Genomic DNA, 20,287 nt, shown 5'->3' on the forward strand with positions numbered 1-20,287 from the left:
TGGGATGAATCTCGATCAATTTCGCGCCATGCTCACCCTCGGCGACGACATCAAGGGCCGCACCGTGTTGCCGGTGCCGGATCCGAGCGCAGAGCGGATCTTCGGCGGACAAATCATGGCCCAGCTCATCGTTGCCGCCGCACCACCGGGATCTGCCAAAGCGGTGAAGTCACTGCAGATCGCGTTCCCGCGCGCCGGACGCGCTGCCGACCCGTTGTACCTGGACCTCGAGCAAACCCACGACGGTCGGTCACTGGGCCATCGGCGCGCGGTGGCGTGGCAGGGCGAGGAGGCCGGCCGGCGGGTGGTCGCGACCGCGTCGATCCTCGTCGACCGCGCCGACCCAACTGAGCAAGGGTACAACTATCAGTACAGCGCCGCCGCGGCCGGTGATCCGATGGCCGCCAAACCCATTGACTTTGCCGTGATCCCGGGCGAAGCCCGCTTGATCGGCGACGGTCTGGATGTTGAGGACGCGGTGGCCGCGGACCTGGCGTTCTGGATGCGCTGCCCGGACTTCACCGATACCGCGCTTGCCCAACCCGTCATCGCCTACATCTCGGACTGGCCGCTGATCGGCACCCTGCTCCAGGCGGTGCCCGGGGTCAGCCAGCGCGACGCCCACGTCAGCGTCCAAACCGGTGTCGTGACGCATTCGGTGTGGTTTCACCAGCCGTTCGACGTCGCGCAGTGGCTGCGGGTGCAGATCCACGGCGTGCGATTGATCGGTGGCCGCGGCTTCGGCACCGGCGACGTGTACACCCAGTCCGGATCACACGTGGCGTCCTTCGCGCAGGAAAGCGTCATAAGGACCCCACCGAAAGGAATGCAGCCATGACAGCTCAACACTTCGTCCGCTACGACTTCGACGATCGGGTCGCGGTCATCACCCTGGACCGCCCCGACGCCGCCAACGCCCAAACCCCGGGCATCCTCAAGGACCTCGACGAGGCCTGGCGTCGCGCCGACGAGGACCCCGAGGTCCGGGTCATCGTCTTCCAAACCACCGGTAAGCATTTCTCGGCCGGGCACGACATGTCGGGCACCGATCCTTCGGCCGACGGACGCAGCCTGAGCCCGCAGCGCACCGACGGCAAGCTGCTCGCCGACACCTACTACGACTGGGAGACCCGCGGTTACCTCGAATACGCGAAGCGCTGGCGCGACATCCCCAAGCCGTCCATCGCCGCGGTGCAGGGCAAGTGCATCGCGGCCGGGCTGATGCTGTGCTGGCCGTGCGATCTCATCGTCGCCGCGGACAACGCGCAGTTCTCCGACCCGGTCGGTCTGCTGGGCATCATGGGCGTCGAATACCATGCTCACACTTGGGAACTCGGTCCCCGCAAGGCCAAGGAGATGCTGTTCACCGCGGGTTCGGTGTCGGCCGAAGAGGCGCTGCGCTGCGGGATGGTCAACCATGTCGTACCGCTGGACGACTTACGTTCCGCCACAATGGATCTCGCTCATCGCGTCGCTCAGACCGATCCGTGGGCCCTGCGAATGGCCAAGCGGGCGGTCAATCAGACCCTGGACACCATGGGCTTCTCGACGGCGATCGCCTCATGTTTCGACATGCATCATCTCGGCCACACCCGGGCGCTGGCCGCGACGAACGGCCAGACGGTCGTGATGGCCGACCTGGAACGGATGAAAGCCGCGGGCCGCGCCCGGTGAAAAGGCTGGGTCGGAGTCAGGAATTGGCCACGGTGAGTAGGCCACGCGGTCGCCGCGGGAGTCAGCGGGCGGTAACGTCGGCGGCAAGCCCTCGACGCGAACCGATGCTTTACTTGCTCGCGCGAACAGATACTACGTATGTTGAGACTCATGGCAGGGAAGCCGGGCAGCAAGAGAGCGCGAAGGACAAAGCTCGAAGGGGTGACCTCGCTTAGCGCGGGTGAATCCAAGGTGATTCGCGCCTTACACCCGGGTTTTGTGACCATGATGCGGCAACTCGATGCTGACTTGCAGCACGAACATCGCATGTCGCACGCGGAATTCGTCGCGTTGATGTTCTTGTCCGAGGCTCCCGACCGTACGCTCGGGCTCAGCGAACTGGCTCGGCGCTGCCAGCAGTCGCTGAGCGCGATTAGCCGCACCATCGGGCGGATGGCGGCCGATGGGTTGGTCCGCCGTGAGCAGTCATCTCAGGACGCCCGCGCTTACAACGCCGTGCTCACTGATGAAGGGCTCACCCGATTGGAGCAAGCCGTCCCCACCCACGTGGTCAGCCTGCGTCGCCACCTATTCGATCACCTCGACGGTGTCGACCTCAGTGCCATCGGCGATGCATTCGAAAGCATCGCGGCCGCCGCTAGTGGAGACCCCCATATAGTTCCCGATCAACCATCACCAGACACCCCGGTAGGGCGATACATCACGGGCTGAACGGGCTGGGGTCGGTGGCGGTAGTCCCGGCAATCGGGCAGAGAGACCCGCCCGGATTCCCGGCTCTATTCCTTCCGCCCGCCGAGATGGGCTGCCGCCGGGTGGGGCTGTCTTCTGGCAACTACAGCTGAGGCCGCCAAACGGGTTGGGGTCGGTGCCGCCGATCGCGTTCGGGTCGGCGTTGGCGGGGGACGCCCCAACAACGGAGCCGAGAGCGATTGCTGCGCTGACCACTATTTTCGTGATCGCTCGGCGGTGCTGACTTGTCATGTCATCTTCTTTCGTTTGAGACGAACGGACGCCGCATCGTTGCGCAGACTGACTGGCTTGCTTGCGCCAGCAAGCATATGATTGCTTGCGCGTACAAGCAAGCGGTAGGTCTGTCGACGTGACACACAGCAGGGCGGTGCCGCCGCTGACCGCTCAGGAACGCAGGGTGATCGGGGCTCTCCCCGCGGCCCCCTGGCCATGATGGGCGAATTCGACGCCGACCGTGTTGCAGGAGCCGGCACGCAGGCTTCCCACGCCAAGGCCAGGGTTCGGGTAGTCGCTGGGCCTGTCACTAGAAGCTGGACGTGCCGCGCCCTCGGCACTCCGCTCTAACGCATTGCTGCCGCGCAGCATTCAATTCTGTGTCCAGCTTGTGATTGCAGGCCGCGAGGACCGACCAGCAGGGTCGTTGCGGCCGATCTTCTCAGCGTCGCACATTGTCGCCTGTGGGCGACGCCACCAATTGACCTCTGCCATCGGCACTTGTTTGTTGGCGCCGGCAAGCATATGATTGCTCGCGCAAGCAAATTACTAGGAAGGGTGCCAGACCCATGACCGCCGCCCCCATAACCCATCGGCGTGACAACCGTCGTTTCGCTGACGACATCCGGAATTTCACGGCGTCCCCACAACTGGCCGTCAATCTGCAGCGCGTGCTGGTCGACCTCGTTGAGCTGCACCTGCAGGGCAAGCAAGCACACTGGAACGTCATCGGCTCCAACTTTCGCGACCTGCACCTGCAGCTCGATGAGCTCGTTGACGCCGCCCGCGAGGCCAGCGACACCGTTGCCGAACGGATGCGTGCCCTCGATGCCGTTCCCGACGGCCGGTCCGACACGGTCGCAGCCACGACGAGCCTGCCGCAGTTCCCGAGCAACGAGATAAACACCGGCGACGTCGTCGATCTGGTGACCACACAGACGTACGCAACGGTCGATACCATCCGTGACGTGCACGACGCCGTCGACGCCGACGACCCCAGCACGAGCGATCTGCTCCACGAGATCATCGACTCGCTGGAGAAGCTCGCTTGGATGATCAAGTCCGAGAACCGCAAGATTTAACCCGGCAAGCACGACCGCCCGCCGGCTCCGCGTGGTCTGCTGAACGAGTCAGCGCCTGCGGCGCAAGTACGCCGATCGGATCGCCGACGATTCTCAGCGCTTCCCGACCAAGCCGTCAAACCGAATGTCCCACTGCCCCTCGACGACGCCCTGATTGCGGCGGGCCGGGCAGATTGCTCCTTCGGAGCTGACTATCGGCGGAGCATTCGCTTGCTGTCAAAGCTGTTCCACGCCTGCGGACGAAGCTCGATAACGACGCGGTCCTGCCGGGCCAACACCGCGGCGTCTAGGCCGGCCATTTTGCAGAACTGCGGGTAGAACCATTCGGTTGTGGACACGTCATCGCGCACGACTTCCAACGTCCGGGCACTGACCATCCGGCCATGGCCAAGCGGTTTACTGCGCTGGAAACTGCGACCGTGCTTCGGGGGTCGCCTATTAGGCAGTCGATTCCGGGACGGTCGCGGAAGGACGTCACCCAGAACGCATCGCGCTCAAACACATAGGTTAGGAATGCCGACACTGGCCAACCGTCGCTGTTGAGCCAGGAGACGGTGCATTCGTTCTGCGCTGCAAGAAGCTGCATTCGCTCGTCATCCGTCGGACGGAAGGCTGCGAAATCCACGGTTTTGCCTTCTTAGGCACGACGAAGTTGGTCCGTCGTCAACAGCCTAATCAGCCCATGGCGATCGAGCTTGCCGGTAGGGAGCATCGGTACCTCGCTCTCGGCAAGGATCGCGATCACTGTCGGCACCTTGAACCTGGAGAGGTTGGCGCCGGCGTGGGTGGCAACGGCGTCGGTGGACAACTGGGCGCCGTGCGCGGGCACGACGGCGGCTCCGACGACCTCGCCGCGGACGGGGTGGGGCAGGGCGACGACGAAGCTGTGCAGCACGCCGGGCATGGCGTCCAGAACCGATTCGACCTCTGCCGGTGAGACATTGGACCCGGCCGTTTTGATCAGGGCGCTGGCGCGGCCGGTGAAGTGCAGATGCCCGGCGTCGTCGAACCAGCCGCGGTCCCCGGTGTCATACCAGCCGTCGGCGGTGAACACCTCGTGGCGTTCCTGTTTGTAGATCGCGTTCATCAGGATCTGGCCGCGCACCTGGATCTGGCCCTCCTGACTCTGCGGCACCGGAAGACCCGCGGTATCAACGATCCGGTGCTGCACAACCCCGGGCAACGGGATTCCGAAGGAACCGCGCCGTTCCGGGGGAAGCGGGGTGTCGGGCACCTCGACCATGGTGTGCGGGCCGCCGGTCTCGGTCATGCCGAGCAGGTTTGGGGCCAGCTCGGGTTCGCTGGGTCGACGGTCGGGCGGGAGCGCCTGCAGCATGGTGCCGCCCCGGACGGTGGACAGGTCGCGCTTGGCGAAATCGGGGTGGTCGGCCATGGCCTGGCTGGCTTGTGCCCAGCAGGAGATGAAGGTGGCTCGGTCCCGTTCCAGCAGGGCAAGCGTGGCGCCTGCGTCGAACACGTCTTGAGCCAGGATCGCGGCTCCGGTGGACAGTGCCTGCAACACCACCATGGTCAGTCCGCCCACCCAGAAGAACGGCATTGGGGAGTAGATGCGGTCGGCAGCGGTGATGCCGCGGTGGCGGGCCAGGATGGCCGCGTGGCGCACCAGGCTGCCATGGGTGTGTACGACGGATTTCGGCAGCGCCGTGGTACCCGACGTCGTCACCAGCACGAGCTCGTCGGCGGGTTCGACCTCCTGCTCGGCCGAGCCTGTCAGGGTCGCGACGGGCCCCTTGTTGCCGGGCCACGGCGTTGTCCACTCCCGGTCGCAGTCGGGCCAGACGTGCACTCGGCGCAGGTACGGGACCGCGGCTAGAGCGATCGCCGCGTTGCCGTCGGCCACGCCCGGTAGTGCATCGGCTACTCGGGCAACCAGATCGTGGCCGGCGATCGACCGGCCCATCAATAGCACCTGAGTGTCGGTGTGGCGCAACAGCCGAGCGAGTTCGGCGCCCGGTGCAAAGGTCGACAACGGGACGGTGAGCGCGCCGATGCGCGCCGCGGCCAACCATGCGATGAGCCACTGGGCGCAGTTGGGGAACAGGATGCCGACGCGGGTTCCCTTGCCCACGCCCGATGCCAACAGCGCATCGGCGAGTGCCCTGGACTGCGCGTCGGCCTCAGCGAAACTGAGCCGCTCGGAGTCGGTGACCAGGAACTCGCCAGCAGGCTCGGCGCGCCGCCGTGACAGCAACTCGGGGACACTGCCCGGCAGCCCAAGGAATGCATCCGAGGCGGTCTGCGCCGCGGCCATCAGGCGACGTGCACCGGGATATGGGAGTAGCCGGCTACGTTGGACATTGTCACCCGCCGCAACCCTTCGGTATCCACGGTGAACCGCGGCCAGCGCTCGCGGATCGCGTGCAAGGCCACCCGAGTCTCGAGCCGCGCCAACCAAGAGCCCAGACAGCTGTGCGCGCCATATCCGAAAGCCAGGGTGGTGGAGCCGCCCCGCCTGATGTCGAACGCGTCGGGCTGGTCATAGGCCCGCGGGTCGCGGGTCGCAGCCCCGGTAACAAGCAGCGTCGGAGATCCGGCGGGGATGGTGCCGCCGTCGAGTACCACATCACGGGTGGCGAACCGGCCCTGATACTGCGAGGGCGGGTTGAGTCGCAGCATCTCCTCGATCGCGCCGGGGACTAGGCCGGGATCGGCGAGCACCAACTCCCACTGATCGGGATTGTGGTGAAAAGCCATGGTGCCGTTGCCAATTAGCTTGGTGACTGTTTCGCTGCCCGCCGCCGCGATCAGCACCGCGAACGTGGCGATGTCCTCGTCGGTGAGCCGGTGCGTCACCCCGGTCTCGTCCTCGTAGGTCGCGTCCACCAGCCTGCTAATGATCAGGTCGTCGGGCTGGCGGCGCTTCTCCTTGGACAGGGCCAGGAAGTAAGCGTTCATCGCCATCGAGTCGGCGACGCCGCTTTCGGTAGCGAAGGGGTTGTTCGGCTCACGGTGCAGGAACCCGTCGGTCCAATGCCGGATCTGCTGGCGCTCTCCCGGGGGGACGCCGAGCATTGAGGAGATGATTTCAACCGGGAACAGCGCCGCGAAGTCGGCCACGATGTCGAAATCGTCTCTGCCACTGAGGGCGTCGGCGTAGGAGGTGACGACGTCGGTCACTAGCGGCTCCAGGTTGGCGATCGCCGCCTTGGTGAAGACCTGGCGGACCAGCTTGCGGAGCAGTTCGTGTTCGGGGGGATCCATGAGGATCAACATCTTGAGTTCGTCGAACCTGTGGCGCATCGACAGTGCGTCCAGGGTGACGCCGTAGGCGCTGCTGAATGTCTCCCAGTCGCGGTGGGCGGCAACGACATCCTCATTCCGGGTCAGGGCATAGAAATCCCACCGCTCGCTGTAGTACACCGGCGCCTCGTCGCGCATCCAGCGATAGGTGTCGTAGGGGTCGTCGAAGAAGCTGTCGGAGTACGGGTCGAACTCCATGGGGGAGCCATCCTCGCGTGGTTTGGTGGCCGATCCCGCACCGTGGTCAGTCGACATCTCAGGCGTCTATCCGCATCATGTTCGACAGGGTGCCGCCCATCACCATGGCGATCTCGGCGTCGTCCAGCTCCGGGTGACGTTCGGGGTAGCTCAGCGGGTCGGCCAAGCCCTCGGGATGCGGGTAGTCCGAGCCGAAGAACAGGTGATCGATCGGCACCAACTTCGCGAGCTCAGCGACGTTCTCCTCCCAGAAGGGATTGAAGTAAATGCAGCGTTGGATGGCCTCGACCGGATCCTCGCTGTAGAGCTGAGGCATCTTCTTGCGGGTGTCCCTGAGGTTCTCCAGCAGTCGCGGCAACCAGGTGGTCCCGTTCTCCACCATGCCAATCCGAAGTTCGGGAAACCGCGTCAGCAGCCCGTGGCAGGCCAGCGCCGCCACCGCGTCCTCGGCCGGGTTGCGGGCCAGGCTGTAGTAGGAGCGGAACGGTGACGGCTGGAACGGCCGGAACTCACCCGAGCCCTCCCAGTCGTTGGCGTAACGGGAATACCCGCTGTCCGACGCATGCATGATGACCAGCACGCCGGTCTCGACGACCCGCTTCCAGAACGGATCGAACTCGGGGAGGGCGAATGACCGCGGGCCGTGTAGCCCGGGTACCGGCGCCGGCCGGATGAGGATGGCGCGCGCACCGCGCTCGACCACCCAGTTCAGTTCTTCGATGGCCTTGTCCACGATGGGCAAGGTGATGATCGGCGTGGTGAAAATGCGGCCCTTGTAGTCGAACTGCCAGGTCTCGTGCAGCCACTGGTTCAGAGCGTGAATGATCGTGTGAGTCGCCTCGGGGTGCTCTCGGAAACGTTCCTCCACCAGGCTCGCCAGTGTCGGGTACATCATCGATTTGTCGATGCCCTGTTCGTCCAGCAATGCCAAGCGGGGCCCCGGCTCACGGAACGCCGGGGTCGACTCGATCGCTTTCCCCAGAATCTCGCGGTGCGACTTTCCTTCAGGGTTGCCGTTGTGGAAGTAGTCCTCCTGGGCTCCAGGGGCGGCGACCTTGTCGAAAGTCGGGTTGGGAATGTAGTCGCTGATCTGCCCCAGGGTGGCGATCTTGGTGCGCCCGTCTACTTCGACGTACCGGATCGCGCCGTGGTACTCGGGCGGCAGGAACTTGGTGAGCGCATCGCGTGTCTCGTACATGTGGTTATCACCATCGAAGACCGGATAGCCCAATCGCGACGTCATTGAAATCCTCCTCGTGCCTAGCCGTACCTGCGGTGTAGAACGGCCACTACTCAACATTGCGACAATCAGATGTGCGATTGACTCTATCATCGAGTGCGTAAAAAGAGGATATACGTTTACTTTTTCGTCGTGCACCCATCTGTTTTGCGGGTAACGTGCCTTCTGTGGCGGCGCTCGCGTGTTGCCGTTGTCGAGGACTTTGCGATCGGGAGGAGGTATCGGTGGATCTGTCGCTCACGCGGGAGCAGCGCGCGGTCCGCGACGCGTTCGCGGCCTTGTTCGTAAAACAGGCCACCCCAGAGAGGGTGCGGCGGGCGGAGGCCACTGGCTTCGACGGACTGCTCTGGCGGCACTACGCCGAGATCGGCGCATTGGGTATCGGGGTCCCCTCGGACTGTGGGGGCGGGGGCGGCGGACTCCTCGAATTGGCCCTGGTTGCCGAGGAAGCCGGTCGACGCCTCGCCCCGATCCCGGTCGCCGAGACCGCCGCCGCGGCCCGGGCGTTGGGTCGGCTGCGTGAGAAGGAATTGCTGGGGCCGGTCCTCAGCGGATCTGTCATCGTGTCACTGGCCACGCAGCCCGGCCAGGTGACGCAGCAGTGTTTGGTCGACGGCGCAATCGCGGACGCCGTGCTGGCGCTCGACGGAGACTCCCTGGTCTACATAAGTCGCCCGGAAGGCTTCTCCAAAACTGGACACCGCAACCTCGGCGGACTATCGCTGTCCCGCTGGGGCGACCCGGGTGCAACCACGATCCTCGCCCAGGGCAGCGAGGCGCGCGCGATCTTCGACATCGCGATCGACGAAGTACGCGTGCTACGCGCATCCGCGCTGGTCGGGTTGGCCTCCGAGGCCGTCGGGATCGGCTCCCGGTATGCGATCGTGCGCGAGGCATTCGGCCAGCCGATCGGAATGTACCAGGCGGTCGCGCATCCGTTCGCCGACGCGGTTGCCGGCCTGGATGGTGCCCAGTTGCTGGTCCGTAAGGCCTGTTGGGCAATGGATTCCGCGAAGGAGGACGTCGGCGCGCTGGCGGCGATGGCGTTCGTGTTCGCGGCCGAGACGGCTTATCACGCGACGACGCACAGCCTGCACGTGCACGGCGGATACGGGTTTATGGAGGAGTACGACATTCAGCTGTATTACCGCAGGGCCAAAGCGTGGGCGGCCGCGTTCGCCGATCCGCTGCGCGAGCTCCTCACTGTCGCCGACCGGCGGTTCGGCCCCGTGACGACCGGAGGTTGGTGACTCGATGGACTTCAGCGAACCTGAGAACTGGACCCGAATCCGCCGCGAGGCAGAGGCATTCGTCGCCGAGCATGTCACCCGCGAGGTGATCGAGCGCGAGCGCCGCACCGGCGACGGCGTTGATCGCGCGCTGACCCGCAAGCTGGGGGAGCGCGGCTGGATTGCCGCGGGGTGGCCGATCGCCGAAGGTGGTGCCGGGCTGGATCCGTTCGAGGTGGCCGCGCTGTGGAACGCATTGCGCAAGGGTGGCGTGCCGACCGCGGGCCCTGGTACGACGATGCTGCCGGCCAACGCCATCCGCGCCACCGGTTCGGAGGAGCTCAAAGCCAGGGTCCTGCCTGGTGTCGCCGCCGGTGAGGTTCTGATTTGTCTGGGGTACACCGAGCCCGCAGGGGGCTCGGATGTGTTCGCCTGCGCGACCCGATCGCAGCTCGATGGGGATGAGTGGATCGTCAACGGGCAGAAGATATTCACGACGTTCGCCCATCTTGCCGACTACTGCTTTCTACTTACCCGCTCGCAACGCGGATCGGTGGGACCGCGTGGCCTGACGATGCTGCTGGTACCGCTGGACACACCCGGTATCGAGATCCAGGCGGTGCACACGATGGGTCACGAGCGCACCAATATCGTGTTCTACAACGATGTGCGAGTCGCCGATGCGAACCGAGTAGGTGAGGCGCACGAAGGCTTCGCGGTGATGCGGGCCGCGCTCGAGGCCGAGCAGAATGTCGCCCCCGGTTCGCGCACGGCGTGGGTCGCCGATGATGCACTGGAATTCGCCCGCACGCACCGCGGTCCCGACGGCGCTCAACTGATCAACGATGTCCTGGTCCGCGAGCGCCTGGCCCGCATGGCGATGGAAGCTCAGGTGGCCGACCTGCTGGACCTGCGGGTGGCCTTCCTCGACGCCGAGGGCGAAAAGCCAGGTCCGGTATCGGCGTTGTTCGGGCCGGAAAGCTACGTGCGCGCATCGGCCGCGGCGGTCGACATAGCGGGGGCCGCGGGCATGATCGACTGGACCGACCCGGAATGCGCTGTGGACGGCGCCCTGGACGCGCACTATCGCAGCGCCGTCGCGTCGACGATCTACGGCGGGTCCAGCGAGGTGCTGCGCAGCCTCATCGTGGAGAACCGCCTCGGGTTTCCGCGTAGCCGTCCACGGCGCTGACGGGCCTCCCCCGCGGACGATACGCCGAGAAGGCAACGCGCTCAAAGGAAGTCGCTGCCACCGTCGACATTGAGGTGGGCGCCCGTCATAAACGTGTTGTCTGGTGAGGCACAGAACGCGATGACGGCGGCGACCTCGTGAGGCAGCCCGAGCCGACCCAAATCCACCGACATGCCGTGGCCGCGCCCCAGCAGTCCGAAGGCGCCCACGGGATCATTCGTCGCGATGCCGGCGGAGGCGAGCACCGGTCGCGCCCAATCGGTGAGGATCGGACCCGGGGCGACGGCGTTGACCAAGATGGCATCGCTGGCCAGACTGCGGGCGAGGTTCTTCGTCACGCTGAGGAGCGCGCTCTTGGCCGCGGTGTAGCTCACCAACCCCGCCGACTGGTGCTGCACCGACATCGCCGTCACGTTGACCACCCGGGCCCACTCTGCGGCTCGCAGCAGCGGTAAGGCCGCACGCACACACCGGACCGTGGACAAGACGCCCTGGTCGAACGCCGCCGTCCACGCCGCGTCGCCCAGGTCCTCGAAGCGACCGGCGCCGGTCGGACCGGCCGCATTGACCAGCACGTTGAGCGCACCCCAGCGCACGCCAACCATGTCGAAGATGGCCTCGACATCAGACGTCGAACTGAGATCCGCGGTCAACGGCAGCACCTCCGGACTGCCGGCGTCCGCCAATGTCGCGGCGGTTTCCTTCAGCCGGGCGTCGTCCCTGCCGATGACGCCGATCCGCGCGCCCTGTTCGGCCAGGCATACCGCCGTCGCCAGCCCGATGCCGCGGGTGCCCCCCGCGATCACCGCGGTGGCATCGCCGAATCCAAGATCCACGATCGTCGCCTACTACGACAGCGCCAGGGCGGCGTATTCGTCGGGCCGGCCCATCCGACGGGGGAAGGCCGCGTCGCGGGTCAGCTCACCAGCCATTTTCTCCGGAATTCGCGACGTGATCCCGGTGGCGAACAGGCTCGGCGCGACGGCGGTGACCCGGATGCCGAGGCTGCCGAGATCACGCGCCATGGTCAAAGTCATGCCCGCGATCGCGGCCTTCGCGGCGCTGTAGGCGACCTGGCCGATCTGCCCTTCGAACGCCGCAATCGAGGAAGTGTTGACGATGACGCCGCGTTCCTCGTCGTCGGGCTCGTTGCGACTCATGTGCCAGGCCTGTAACCGGTTCAGGTTGAAGGTGGCGATCAGGTTCAGCTCGATCACCGAACGGAAGGCGTCCAGGGGGTGCGGTCCGCTCTTGGACAGCGTGCGCGCCGACACCCCGCCACCTGCGGTGTTGATCGCGATGTGCAGGGCCCCCAGGCCTTCGATGACCGCCCCTAGCGCAGTCTCCACGCCGTCGGTGTCGGTGACGTCGCACGGGTGAAACGACGCGCCAGCGCCAAGTTCGCTGGCCACCGCGGCTCCGTCCGACGACGGCAGGTCCAGCACGGCGACTCGAGCACCCCGCTCGGCCAGCCGTTCGGCGGTCGCCCGGCCCATGCCCGAGGCGCCCCCGACGACCACCGCGCCGCTGTCCTTGACCTTCACGCCAACCTCAATCCGCTGTCACGACGTGCTGTCCTCCTACGAGGACATCACAGTACACATAAGTAGATCCATGCTCTATTAATTCGGCTAGGCATATATTCGTAATCTGTTACGGTGCGTGTTGGTTGTTCGTCGGTTGTGACCGGAGGTGTGATGACAGAGCCCGGCCCCGCCGAGCCGGTGGCGCGGCCGCTGCCGCAACCGACCATCAGCTCCGAGCCGTTCTGGACGAGTGGAGCCGACGGGCGCCTGCGGATCGCTCAATGCCAGGCGTGCGGCCGCTACCAGCACCCGCCCCAGCCGATCTGCCCGCACTGCCGCAGCTGCGAGGTGGCGATGACCGCGGTATCGGGACGTGCGACCGTCGCCGGTTTCACCGTGAATCATCAGCAGTGGCTGCGACGCTTCCCGCCGCCCTACGTCGTCGCGGTCGTCGCCATCGCCGAAGACCTTTCGGCCCGACTGACCACCAACATCGTTGGCTGCGAACCCGAGCGCGTCGCTGTCGGGCTGCAGGTCAAGGTGGTGTTCGAGCAGCACGACGATATCTGGATTCCGCTGTTCGAACCGGATTCCGAGGCCGCCGAGGTCGGGCCGGTTCCAGGCCCCCGGGATCTGACTCGCGATGTGCGGCCCATGTTGTCCACCCGCAAGTTCGAAGACAAGGTGGCGCTCACGGGGGTCGGGAGCTCGACGATCGGGCGTCGCCTCATGGTCGATCCGGTGTCATTGACCGTTACGGCGTGCCTGCACGCCGTGGCCGACGCCGGCTTAACGCTCGAAGACATCGACGGTCTGGCCACCTATCCGGGCGGGCTTGCCGGAGGGATGTCGGAGGGCGGGGTCACGGCGGTCGAGGAGGCTCTGCGCATCCGGCCCACCTGGATCGCTGGTGGGGCCGAAGTTCCCGGACCCAGCGGCAGCGTCGTGTCGGCCATGCTCGCCGTCGCCTCTGGGCTGTGTCGGCACGTGTTGTGCTTTCGAACGGTCTGGGAATCAACCCATACTGCCCTGGCCAGGCGCGCCCAGCCCGCGGCAAGGGAAGGGCGGGCATCGGGCATATTCGAGTGGCGCGCACCGTTCGGCGCGATGTCGGCAGCCAACTGGATCGGGGTCAACGCGTCGCACTACTTCTGGCGCTACGGCGGCGACCGCGCCTCGACGCTGGCCCCCATCGCCCTGACGGCGCGGGCGAACGCGTCGCGCAATCCGGCAGCGATCTACCGCGATCCCCTCACCCTGGACGACTATCTGTCAGCACGGATGATCAGCTCGCCGTTCGGCCTCTACGACTGCGACGTGCCGTGCGACGGGGCGATCGCGGTCGTCGTGTCGTCGATTGACACCGCGGCGGATCGGCCGAAACCACCGGTGCTGGTTGAAGCGGTCGGAACCCAGGTGCTCGACCGGATCTCTTGGGACCAGGACACTCTCACGCACGAACCGCAGGTGTTTGGTCCCGCGAAACACCTGTGGACCAGAACCAGCCTGCGGCCCGACGATATCGACGTCGCCGAGCTCTACGACGGGTTCACCTTCAACGCCGTCTCGTGGCTGGAGGCGCTCGGGTTCTGTGGTGTCGGCGAGGCCGCGGATTTTCTCGACGGCGGAACCACGATCGCGCTGGACGGGAAGTTGCCGCTGAATACCCACGGGGGTCAATTGTCTGCCGGACGGACCCACGGCTTCGGCTTCTTGGCCGAGGCCATCGCGCAACTGCGTGGCGAGGCCGCCGGGCGACAGGTCGCCAACGCACAGGTTGCGGTCGTCACTACCGGCGGCGGTACGCCCGGTGGAGCGCTGCTGCTGAGACGGGAGCACTGATGCGCAGGACGGACGGATGAAGCTGCAACAGGATCCAGAGATCGAGAGCTTCCGCGCCGAGGTCAGAGGTTTCCTCGAGCAGCACCGGCCGCCGGTGCGCACGCTGGGTAGAGCCGGGGTGCGCGCACCCGACGCCGAGGACATTCCCGCCCTGCGGACATGGACCGCCCAGCTGTTTGAGGCCGGGTACGTGGGCGCTGACTGGCCCGTCGAATGGGGCGGTGCCGGCACCAAGGACGCGCTGCGCGCGACAGTCGTCGGCGAGGAGATGGCGCGGGCTCGGGTACCCACGCCGATCGGTGCCGGCCTGCTGGCCGCCGCGGCCCTCATCCACTGCGGGCGCCCCGACCAGCAGAGGCGCTACCTGCCCCGGATCCGGACCGGCGAAGACATCTGGTGCCAACTATTCAGCGAACCCAGCGCGGGCAGCGACCTGGCGAGCCTGACCACGCGCGCGCGTCGCGACGGCGATGACTTCATCGTGGACGGTCAAAAGGTCTGGACCACCAACGGCCAGCACGCCCAACTCGGCTACCTGTTGGCCCGAACAAATCCCGATGTACCCAAGCATGCCGGCATAACCGCGTTCGTCCTGGACATGACCAGCCCGGGCGTCGACGTGCGGCCGCTGCGCGAGATCACCGGCACCAGCGACTTCAACGAAGTCTTCTTCGATGGTGTGCGGATACCTGCGAACAACGTGCTCGGCGAAGTCGACCAGGGCTGGAAGGTCGCGACCACCAGCCTCGTCGAGGAGCGCTCCAGTGTGGGCACCGCGGGCATCATCCAGTTGCGTGCGGTGCGCGACGCGGTGGCGATGGCACGGTCGCTACGGCGCGGATCCGGCCCAGCGCTGGATAACGATACGGTCCGCCAGGACATCGGCCGCTTGTACGCGGCCGCGCGGGTCAGTGTTCGGCTGGGCCAGTACAACCTGTCGCGCGCGTTGAGTGGCGATTCCGATCCCGGCGATGCTCCTTTGGCCAAGGTGCTCTACAGCGAGACCAATCTCGCGCTCACCGAGTTCGGGCTCGGGCTGCAGGGCACCGATGCGCTGCTCACCGAAGATGACCCCGAGGCGATCGCCGGCGGTTGGTGGCAGGACGCATTCCTTTATTCGCGGGCTCTGACGATCGCCGGTGGCGCCAATGAAGTCCTGCGCAACATGATCGCCGAGCGTTCGCTTGGACTGCCCAAGGAACCGCGCGGTTCCTGATGTCTTCGGAGGTAAGTCGTGGATTTCGCCGTGAGTGATGAACAACGGATGCTCGTGGACAGCAGCCGCAAGTTCCTGGCGCGCGAATCGCCGATCAACCGCGTGCGCGAACTCGCCGATTCCGATGAGCGCGGCTACGACGAGCGCGTTTGGCAGTCGGGCGCGGAACTGGGGTGGGCCGGCTTACTCATCGCCGAGCAATATGACGGTTTGGGGCGCGATCTGGTGGACGTCGCGCTGATCGCCGAGGAACACGGCAGGACGGTGCAGCCGGGCCCGCTCATCGGTAATACCCTTGCGGCAGTGGCGATCTCACAATCCGGACGCGACGACCTGTGTTCGGAGATATTGCCGCTGCTGGCAGGCGGGCAGGCCGTCGCCGCGTGGGCTTTCGCGGAGTCGCGCCAGCCGTGGGACGCTGACGGCGTGTGCACGGTGGCCACCGAGCACGCCGACGGATTCCGACTGCAGGGCATAAAAACCGTCGTGCAAAACGCCGATAGCGCTAGCTGGATCCTGGTCGCCGCGCACCTGGGGGGCCGCCTGGCGCAGTTCCTCGTCGACCGGCGGGCCGCCGGACTGGCGGTGCGCCGCCTTCGGACCCTCGACATAACCAGGCGCTTCGACGAGGTTGCCCTAGACGATGTGGTGGTGGCGCCATCGGCGCTGCTGCACGCCGGCGAAGCTGCGGAAGCGGCGCTGGCACACCAGAACCGTTGCGGCGCTGTGCTTATCAGCGCCGACAACATCGGCGTCGGCGAGGCCGTGCTGGACATGACCGTTAAATACGCAAAGCTGCGGGTGCAGTTCGGGCGCCCCATCGGTAGCTTCCAGGCCGTCAAACACAAGTGCGCCACGATGCGGATGTGGCTACAAGCCTCGAAGGCCGCGACCTACTACGCCGCGATGGCCGTGGCTGCCGATGCCGACGATGCCGAGGAAGCCGCCAGCGTCGCCAAGGCGTACACCTCGTCGGCGATCGCAGCTCTGACCAGCGAAGCCCTCCAGGTGCACGGCGGTATCGGCTTCACCTGGGAACACGACCTGCATCTCTACCACCGCCGGGCGAAAGCGAACCAGGTCCTGTTCGGCGATCAATATCTGCACCACGAGCGACTCGCGGCGGCGCTGGAAACGGCTACCGCCTAGACAACCGTTCGCCGGCCGAACTGGCGGGCCAACCAGTCCGCGCTGTCGCGTGCCGCGGTTCGCGCCACGGCGGTGTCGGCGAACATGTCGAAGCCATGCACTGCGCCTGAGTAGACATGCAGTTCGGTGGGCACCGCCGCCCGGGATAGTCGGGCGGCGAAATCGATCGACTCATCGCGCAGGCAGTCTGCCGTGCCGACGGCGATGAAAGTCGATGGCAGACCTCTCAATTCGGTCGCCCGCGCAGGCGCCGCATCTTCTGGCACGTCTTCGGTGCGATACCGGTCGCCGAGATAGCTGCGCCAGCCGAACGCGTTGGATTCCCGGGTCCACACCGGCAATCCTTCGAGCTGGCTCGACGCGGTGCGGCCGCGGTCATCGAGCATCGGATATTCCAGGTATTGAAATGCCAAGTGGGCGTTTTCATTATCGCGCCACCGTAGCGCCAGGCCCGCCGCCAGTGCCCCGCCGGCACTGCGTCCGGCGATACCGACCTGCTGCGGGTCGACCTGTAGCTCATGGGCGTGTTCAAAGAGGAAGCGCAGCCCGGACTCGCAGTCGTCCAGCGGCGTGGGGTAAGGCGATTCGGGTGCCAGCCGGTATTCGACGCTGACGCAAACGCAACCCAACCAGCGGCACCACTCGATCAGGCGAGCATCGTCCATGTGCCGGTTGCCGATCACCATCCCGCCGCCGTGCATCCAGAACAGGACGGGCGGCTCGGCCGCGGCTTCGACGGGTCGTAGCAGCGACAGAGCGACGCCATCGTGTTCGGTGGTCAGCTCGAGGCGCTCGATGTCGGGCGCGGACTGCGGCTCGAACATCGATCCGGCGCGCATGGCCGGAAGCGTGTCGATGGAGAAGTCGAAATCGGGGAATCCATCCAGACTTTCGTTTATCTCCGGGTCGATCCAGGTGGCTTTGATCGTCGCCATTAACCGACACCCATCAGGTGCTTGCCCGCGCCTACGAGGCCACCGTCGACGCGGATGTCGCAGCCGGAGATGAACCCCGCGGCGTCGGACTCCAAAAAGGCCACCGCGGCGGCGATGTCCTCGGGACGCCCGGGCAGCGGTCGGTCTGGGCGCTTGACCGGGGTCACGTCGATCATGACCGGGATGATCTGCTGACGATTTAGTTCCAGCCTGCCCATCGGTGTGTCGATCAGGCCGGGTGAGATCGCGACGGTACGGCCGCCCCTTTTGCCCCACGGCGTGGCCAGCCGTTCTGCTAGCCGGACCACGCCGCGTTTGGCCAGGACGTAGGCCGTGGCACTGTCGAGCTCTTGGCCCATGGCCTGTTCGATCGTGGCGAAGAACCCTTCGGCCAGCGGATCGTCCAGCAACGGCTCGACGCCCGCGGGGACGTCGCTGTATCCGGCGATCGATCCGATCAGGATCGCGGAGCTCCCCGGGTTGACCAACGGGAGCAAGGCGTCGGTGATGCGGACCGATCCGGCCAGGTCCACGTCGAGCACCGTCGCCGCACCGGCCATTTCCGGTGAGACACCCGCGGTGTGCACGAGGCAGCGCAGACGCCCGAGCTCGCGTACCCGATCGGCGACCGCGGCGACATCGGCGGGGGAGGTCACGTCGCAGTGCAGCGTCTCGACGTCGGCCCCGTGCCCAGCCAGCGCCTTGCGCGCCTGGTCGAGTAGATCTTCGCGCATGTCCACGAGCAGCAGGCGGCCACGATCGGCCAGTGCGCGGGCGCAGGCCAGCCCCATGCCGCCCGCACCCCCGGTGATCACCAGGACGTTGTTCACGGTCATCCGGCTCCTCTCCATCGGTGGATCACCATCGGCCCCGCTGGCCGACGAATCCGCAGACAGCCGTAGTGTGCCATAAAAGCAACTTAAAACATGCGATGGAGGAAACCCTAGTTATCCTGGAAAGAATGTGATGGTCTACTCGACTTGTGAAGGTGACTGTCGAGCCCGATCTCTGTAACGCCAATGAATTATGCGTGCTAGCGGCGCCCGCAGAGTTCGAACCATCGATGACGACGTCGTCGAGATCCTGTTTCCGGAACCGGCCCCCGAGGGGGAGTCCACCGTCACTGACGCGGTGATTGCCTGCCCTAAGCAGGCATTGCGACTACTTGCGGACTGACTTCAGCGCTTGTTGCAACGCTACATCGCACACGGACATTGCAGAATATGAACTTATCGTTCTACCCTGAGGGAAGTCGGCCTTACAACTGACTGCGAGCTTGTTTATCCGTCTGTGCCATGAGGAGTCCTTAATGCTGCCCGACGACGCCAAGATCATTTCCGTCGACGACCACGTCATCGAGCACCCCCGAGTGTGGCTGGACCGCGTCCCCGCCAAGTACGCCGACGTGGCTCCGCGCATCGTCAAGCTGCCCGACGGCAACGACACCTGGCTCTACGAGGGCAGCCAGTCAGGCAACTTTGCCCTCAACGCCGTTGCGGGCAAGCACCCACGCGACTTCGGCATGGACCCGCGCAGCTACGACGACATGTTGCCCGGATGTCATGAAATCGCCGACCGCATCAAGGACATGGACATCGAGGGCGTGTGGGCGCAGCTGTGTTTCCCCAACTTCGGCGGATTCGCCGGCAGCACATTTCACAAGGCCAAGGACAAGGACTTCGCCAAACTGTGCATCAGCGCCTACAACGACTTCATTCTCGACGAATGGTGCGGCTACGCCCCGGAACGTCAGATCCCACTGATGATGGTTCCGTTCTGGGATGTCGAGGCCTCGGTCGCCGAAGTCGAGCGCACCGCGGCTAAGGGCGCGAAATCCATCTCGTTCATCGAGGCGCCGCACAAGATCGGACTGCCGTCGTTTCACACCGACCACTGGGATCCGCTGCTGCGCATCTGCGAGGAAGCGGAACTCCCGCTGTCCATGCACTTCGGCTCCGGTGGGATGCCGCAGGGGCTGGCCCCCGACGGCGACCTGTTCATCGGCATCGCATTGTTCGGATTGAATTCGATGATGGCCACCGTCGACCTGCTGATGTCGGAGGTGTTCTACAAGTTCCCCAAACTCAAGGTCGCGCTGTCTGAGGGCGGTATCGGATGGATGCCCTACCTATTGGAGCGCATCGACTACTCGTTCGGCCGGCACAAGTATTGGTGCAACATCCGCGCCGACAAGTTGCCCTCGGAGTTGTTTCGCGAGCACATCTACGGGTGCTTCATCTCCGACCGGTCCGGGATCGAGCAGCGTCACCGCATCGGTGTGGACAACATCATGTTCGAAAGCGACTACCCGCATTCGGATTCCAACTGGCCACACACCCGCAAGCTGCTCGCCGAACACCTGGTCGACGTACCCGACGAGGAAGCGCGCAAGATCGTCGAACTCAACGCCCGCACGGTGTATAACTTCTGGTCCTGAACATCCGCGCGGCGGAAGGCGATCGATGACCGAACTCACACAGGGAAAGCGACTGCGCAGCGCGATGAGCGTTACGGAGGTCATCGTCGTACGATCTCCCGCGGCGCCGGTCGAGCTGTCGTGCGGTGGTCAACCGATGACGGGGAACCTGGCGCCAGGGACCGGGGGTGCGTCAACCACTGAGAACGACACCGTGCTCGGCAAGCGCTATGTCGACTTCGACACCCGGCTAGAAGTTTTGTGCACCAGGGCGGGACCGGGTGTGCTCAGCGCAGACGGACGGCAGCTCACCATCAAGGCACCCAATGCCCTACCGGCGTCGGATTGAGGGGACGCAAACCTC

At 65.6% G+C, this 20,287-nt stretch carries 18 protein-coding genes and 1 pseudogene; 11 read left to right on the forward strand and 8 right to left on the reverse strand.

Annotated features, from left to right (window positions below; translation table 11 throughout):
* The first annotated feature begins 4 nt into the window (after positions 1-4).
* The 4 genes from AWC17_RS19380 (at position 5) to AWC17_RS19400 (ending at position 3,719) form a co-directional block, all read left to right on the forward strand.
* Positions 5-838 carry an acyl-CoA thioesterase gene (locus AWC17_RS19380; protein ID WP_081235440.1) on the forward strand — a complete coding sequence of 278 codons (834 nt, stop codon included), beginning with the start codon at positions 5-7 and terminating at the stop codon, positions 836-838.
* On the forward strand, positions 835-1,674 hold the full coding sequence (locus AWC17_RS19385; RefSeq protein WP_047323413.1) for an enoyl-CoA hydratase: 840 nt from the start codon (positions 835-837) through the stop codon (positions 1,672-1,674). Before AWC17_RS19380 ends, AWC17_RS19385 begins: the two co-directional genes overlap by 4 nt.
* A 201-nt stretch (positions 1,675-1,875) precedes the next feature.
* Positions 1,876-2,385: a MarR family winged helix-turn-helix transcriptional regulator gene (locus AWC17_RS19390; protein WP_047323441.1), complete on the forward strand. Its 510-nt coding sequence runs from the start codon at positions 1,876-1,878 to the stop codon at positions 2,383-2,385.
* Positions 2,386-3,206: 821 nt separating this feature from the next.
* Entirely contained in the window at positions 3,207-3,719 is a 513-nt protein-coding gene (locus AWC17_RS19400; protein ID WP_047323414.1) for a Dps family protein, read from the forward strand.
* A 191-nt stretch (positions 3,720-3,910) separates the two neighbouring features.
* On the opposite strand, the gene AWC17_RS19405 is transcribed toward AWC17_RS19400, so the two are convergent.
* The 4 genes from AWC17_RS19405 to AWC17_RS19420 all read right to left on the reverse strand — a co-directional run bounded on the left by AWC17_RS19405 (position 3,911) and on the right by AWC17_RS19420 (position 8,421).
* Entirely contained in the window at positions 3,911-4,096 is a 186-nt protein-coding gene (locus AWC17_RS19405) for a hypothetical protein (protein ID WP_047323415.1), read from the reverse strand.
* 260 nt (positions 4,097-4,356) lie between these two features.
* Positions 4,357-5,991: a class I adenylate-forming enzyme family protein gene (locus AWC17_RS19410; protein WP_047323416.1), complete on the reverse strand. Its 1,635-nt coding sequence runs from the start codon at positions 5,989-5,991 to the stop codon at positions 4,357-4,359.
* On the reverse strand, positions 5,991-7,235 hold the full coding sequence (locus AWC17_RS19415) for a cytochrome P450 (protein ID WP_047323417.1): 1,245 nt from the start codon (positions 7,233-7,235) through the stop codon (positions 5,991-5,993). Before AWC17_RS19415 ends, AWC17_RS19410 begins: the two co-directional genes overlap by 1 nt.
* Before the next feature lies 1 nt (position 7,236).
* Positions 7,237-8,421: an amidohydrolase family protein gene (locus tag AWC17_RS19420; RefSeq protein ID WP_047323418.1), complete on the reverse strand. Its 1,185-nt coding sequence runs from the start codon at positions 8,419-8,421 to the stop codon at positions 7,237-7,239.
* Between the two features lie 221 nt (positions 8,422-8,642).
* Here AWC17_RS19420 and AWC17_RS19425 point away from each other — a divergent pair, with 221 nt between their 5' ends.
* Complete coding sequence (locus AWC17_RS19425; protein WP_085164962.1) at positions 8,643-9,668, forward strand: acyl-CoA dehydrogenase family protein; 1,026 nt, start codon at positions 8,643-8,645, stop codon at positions 9,666-9,668.
* A gap of 4 nt (positions 9,669-9,672) precedes the next feature.
* Complete coding sequence (locus AWC17_RS19430) at positions 9,673-10,839, forward strand: acyl-CoA dehydrogenase family protein (RefSeq protein ID WP_047323420.1); 1,167 nt, start codon at positions 9,673-9,675, stop codon at positions 10,837-10,839.
* A gap of 41 nt (positions 10,840-10,880) precedes the next feature.
* Here AWC17_RS19430 and AWC17_RS19435 read toward each other — a convergent pair whose 3' ends face one another.
* Entirely contained in the window at positions 10,881-11,675 is a 795-nt protein-coding gene (locus AWC17_RS19435) for an SDR family NAD(P)-dependent oxidoreductase (RefSeq protein ID WP_047323421.1), read from the reverse strand.
* A 15-nt stretch (positions 11,676-11,690) separates the two neighbouring features.
* Positions 11,691-12,383: pseudogene (locus AWC17_RS19440) on the reverse strand (SDR family NAD(P)-dependent oxidoreductase); the annotation flags it as partial.
* A gap of 153 nt (positions 12,384-12,536) precedes the next feature.
* Between AWC17_RS19440 and AWC17_RS19445 the strand changes: the two are divergent.
* The 3 genes from AWC17_RS19445 to AWC17_RS19455 are packed head-to-tail and all read left to right on the forward strand — an operon-like array spanning position 12,537 to position 16,572.
* Positions 12,537-14,207: a thiolase C-terminal domain-containing protein gene (locus AWC17_RS19445; protein WP_047323422.1), complete on the forward strand. Its 1,671-nt coding sequence runs from the start codon at positions 12,537-12,539 to the stop codon at positions 14,205-14,207.
* 16 nt (positions 14,208-14,223) lie between these two features.
* Positions 14,224-15,423 (forward strand): acyl-CoA dehydrogenase family protein, encoded by a 1,200-nt coding sequence (locus AWC17_RS19450; RefSeq protein WP_047323423.1) that lies wholly within the window; start codon positions 14,224-14,226, stop codon positions 15,421-15,423.
* 30 nt (positions 15,424-15,453) lie between these two features.
* A complete protein-coding gene (locus AWC17_RS19455) occupies positions 15,454-16,572 on the forward strand; it encodes an acyl-CoA dehydrogenase family protein (protein WP_231614224.1) in 1,119 nt (372 codons plus the stop codon).
* On the opposite strand, the gene AWC17_RS19460 is transcribed toward AWC17_RS19455, so the two are convergent.
* Complete coding sequence (locus tag AWC17_RS19460; RefSeq protein ID WP_047323425.1) at positions 16,569-17,507, reverse strand: alpha/beta hydrolase; 939 nt, start codon at positions 17,505-17,507, stop codon at positions 16,569-16,571. The genes AWC17_RS19455 and AWC17_RS19460 overlap by 4 nt on opposite strands.
* Positions 17,507-18,343, reverse strand: a complete 837-nt coding sequence (locus AWC17_RS19465; RefSeq protein ID WP_047323426.1) for an SDR family oxidoreductase — start codon at positions 18,341-18,343, stop codon at positions 17,507-17,509. Before AWC17_RS19465 ends, AWC17_RS19460 begins: the two co-directional genes overlap by 1 nt.
* A gap of 473 nt (positions 18,344-18,816) precedes the next feature.
* Between AWC17_RS19465 and AWC17_RS19475 the strand changes: the two genes are divergently transcribed.
* On the forward strand, positions 18,817-19,944 hold the full coding sequence (locus AWC17_RS19475; protein WP_047323427.1) for an amidohydrolase family protein: 1,128 nt from the start codon (positions 18,817-18,819) through the stop codon (positions 19,942-19,944).
* 25 nt (positions 19,945-19,969) lie between these two features.
* Positions 19,970-20,272, forward strand: a complete 303-nt coding sequence (locus tag AWC17_RS19480; RefSeq protein WP_047323428.1) for a hypothetical protein — start codon at positions 19,970-19,972, stop codon at positions 20,270-20,272.
* Positions 20,273-20,287 lie beyond the last annotated feature (15 nt).

It is taken from the genome of Mycobacterium nebraskense (assembly GCF_002102255.1).
In the GTDB taxonomy this organism is placed as follows: Bacteria; Actinomycetota; Actinomycetes; order Mycobacteriales; family Mycobacteriaceae; genus Mycobacterium; species Mycobacterium nebraskense.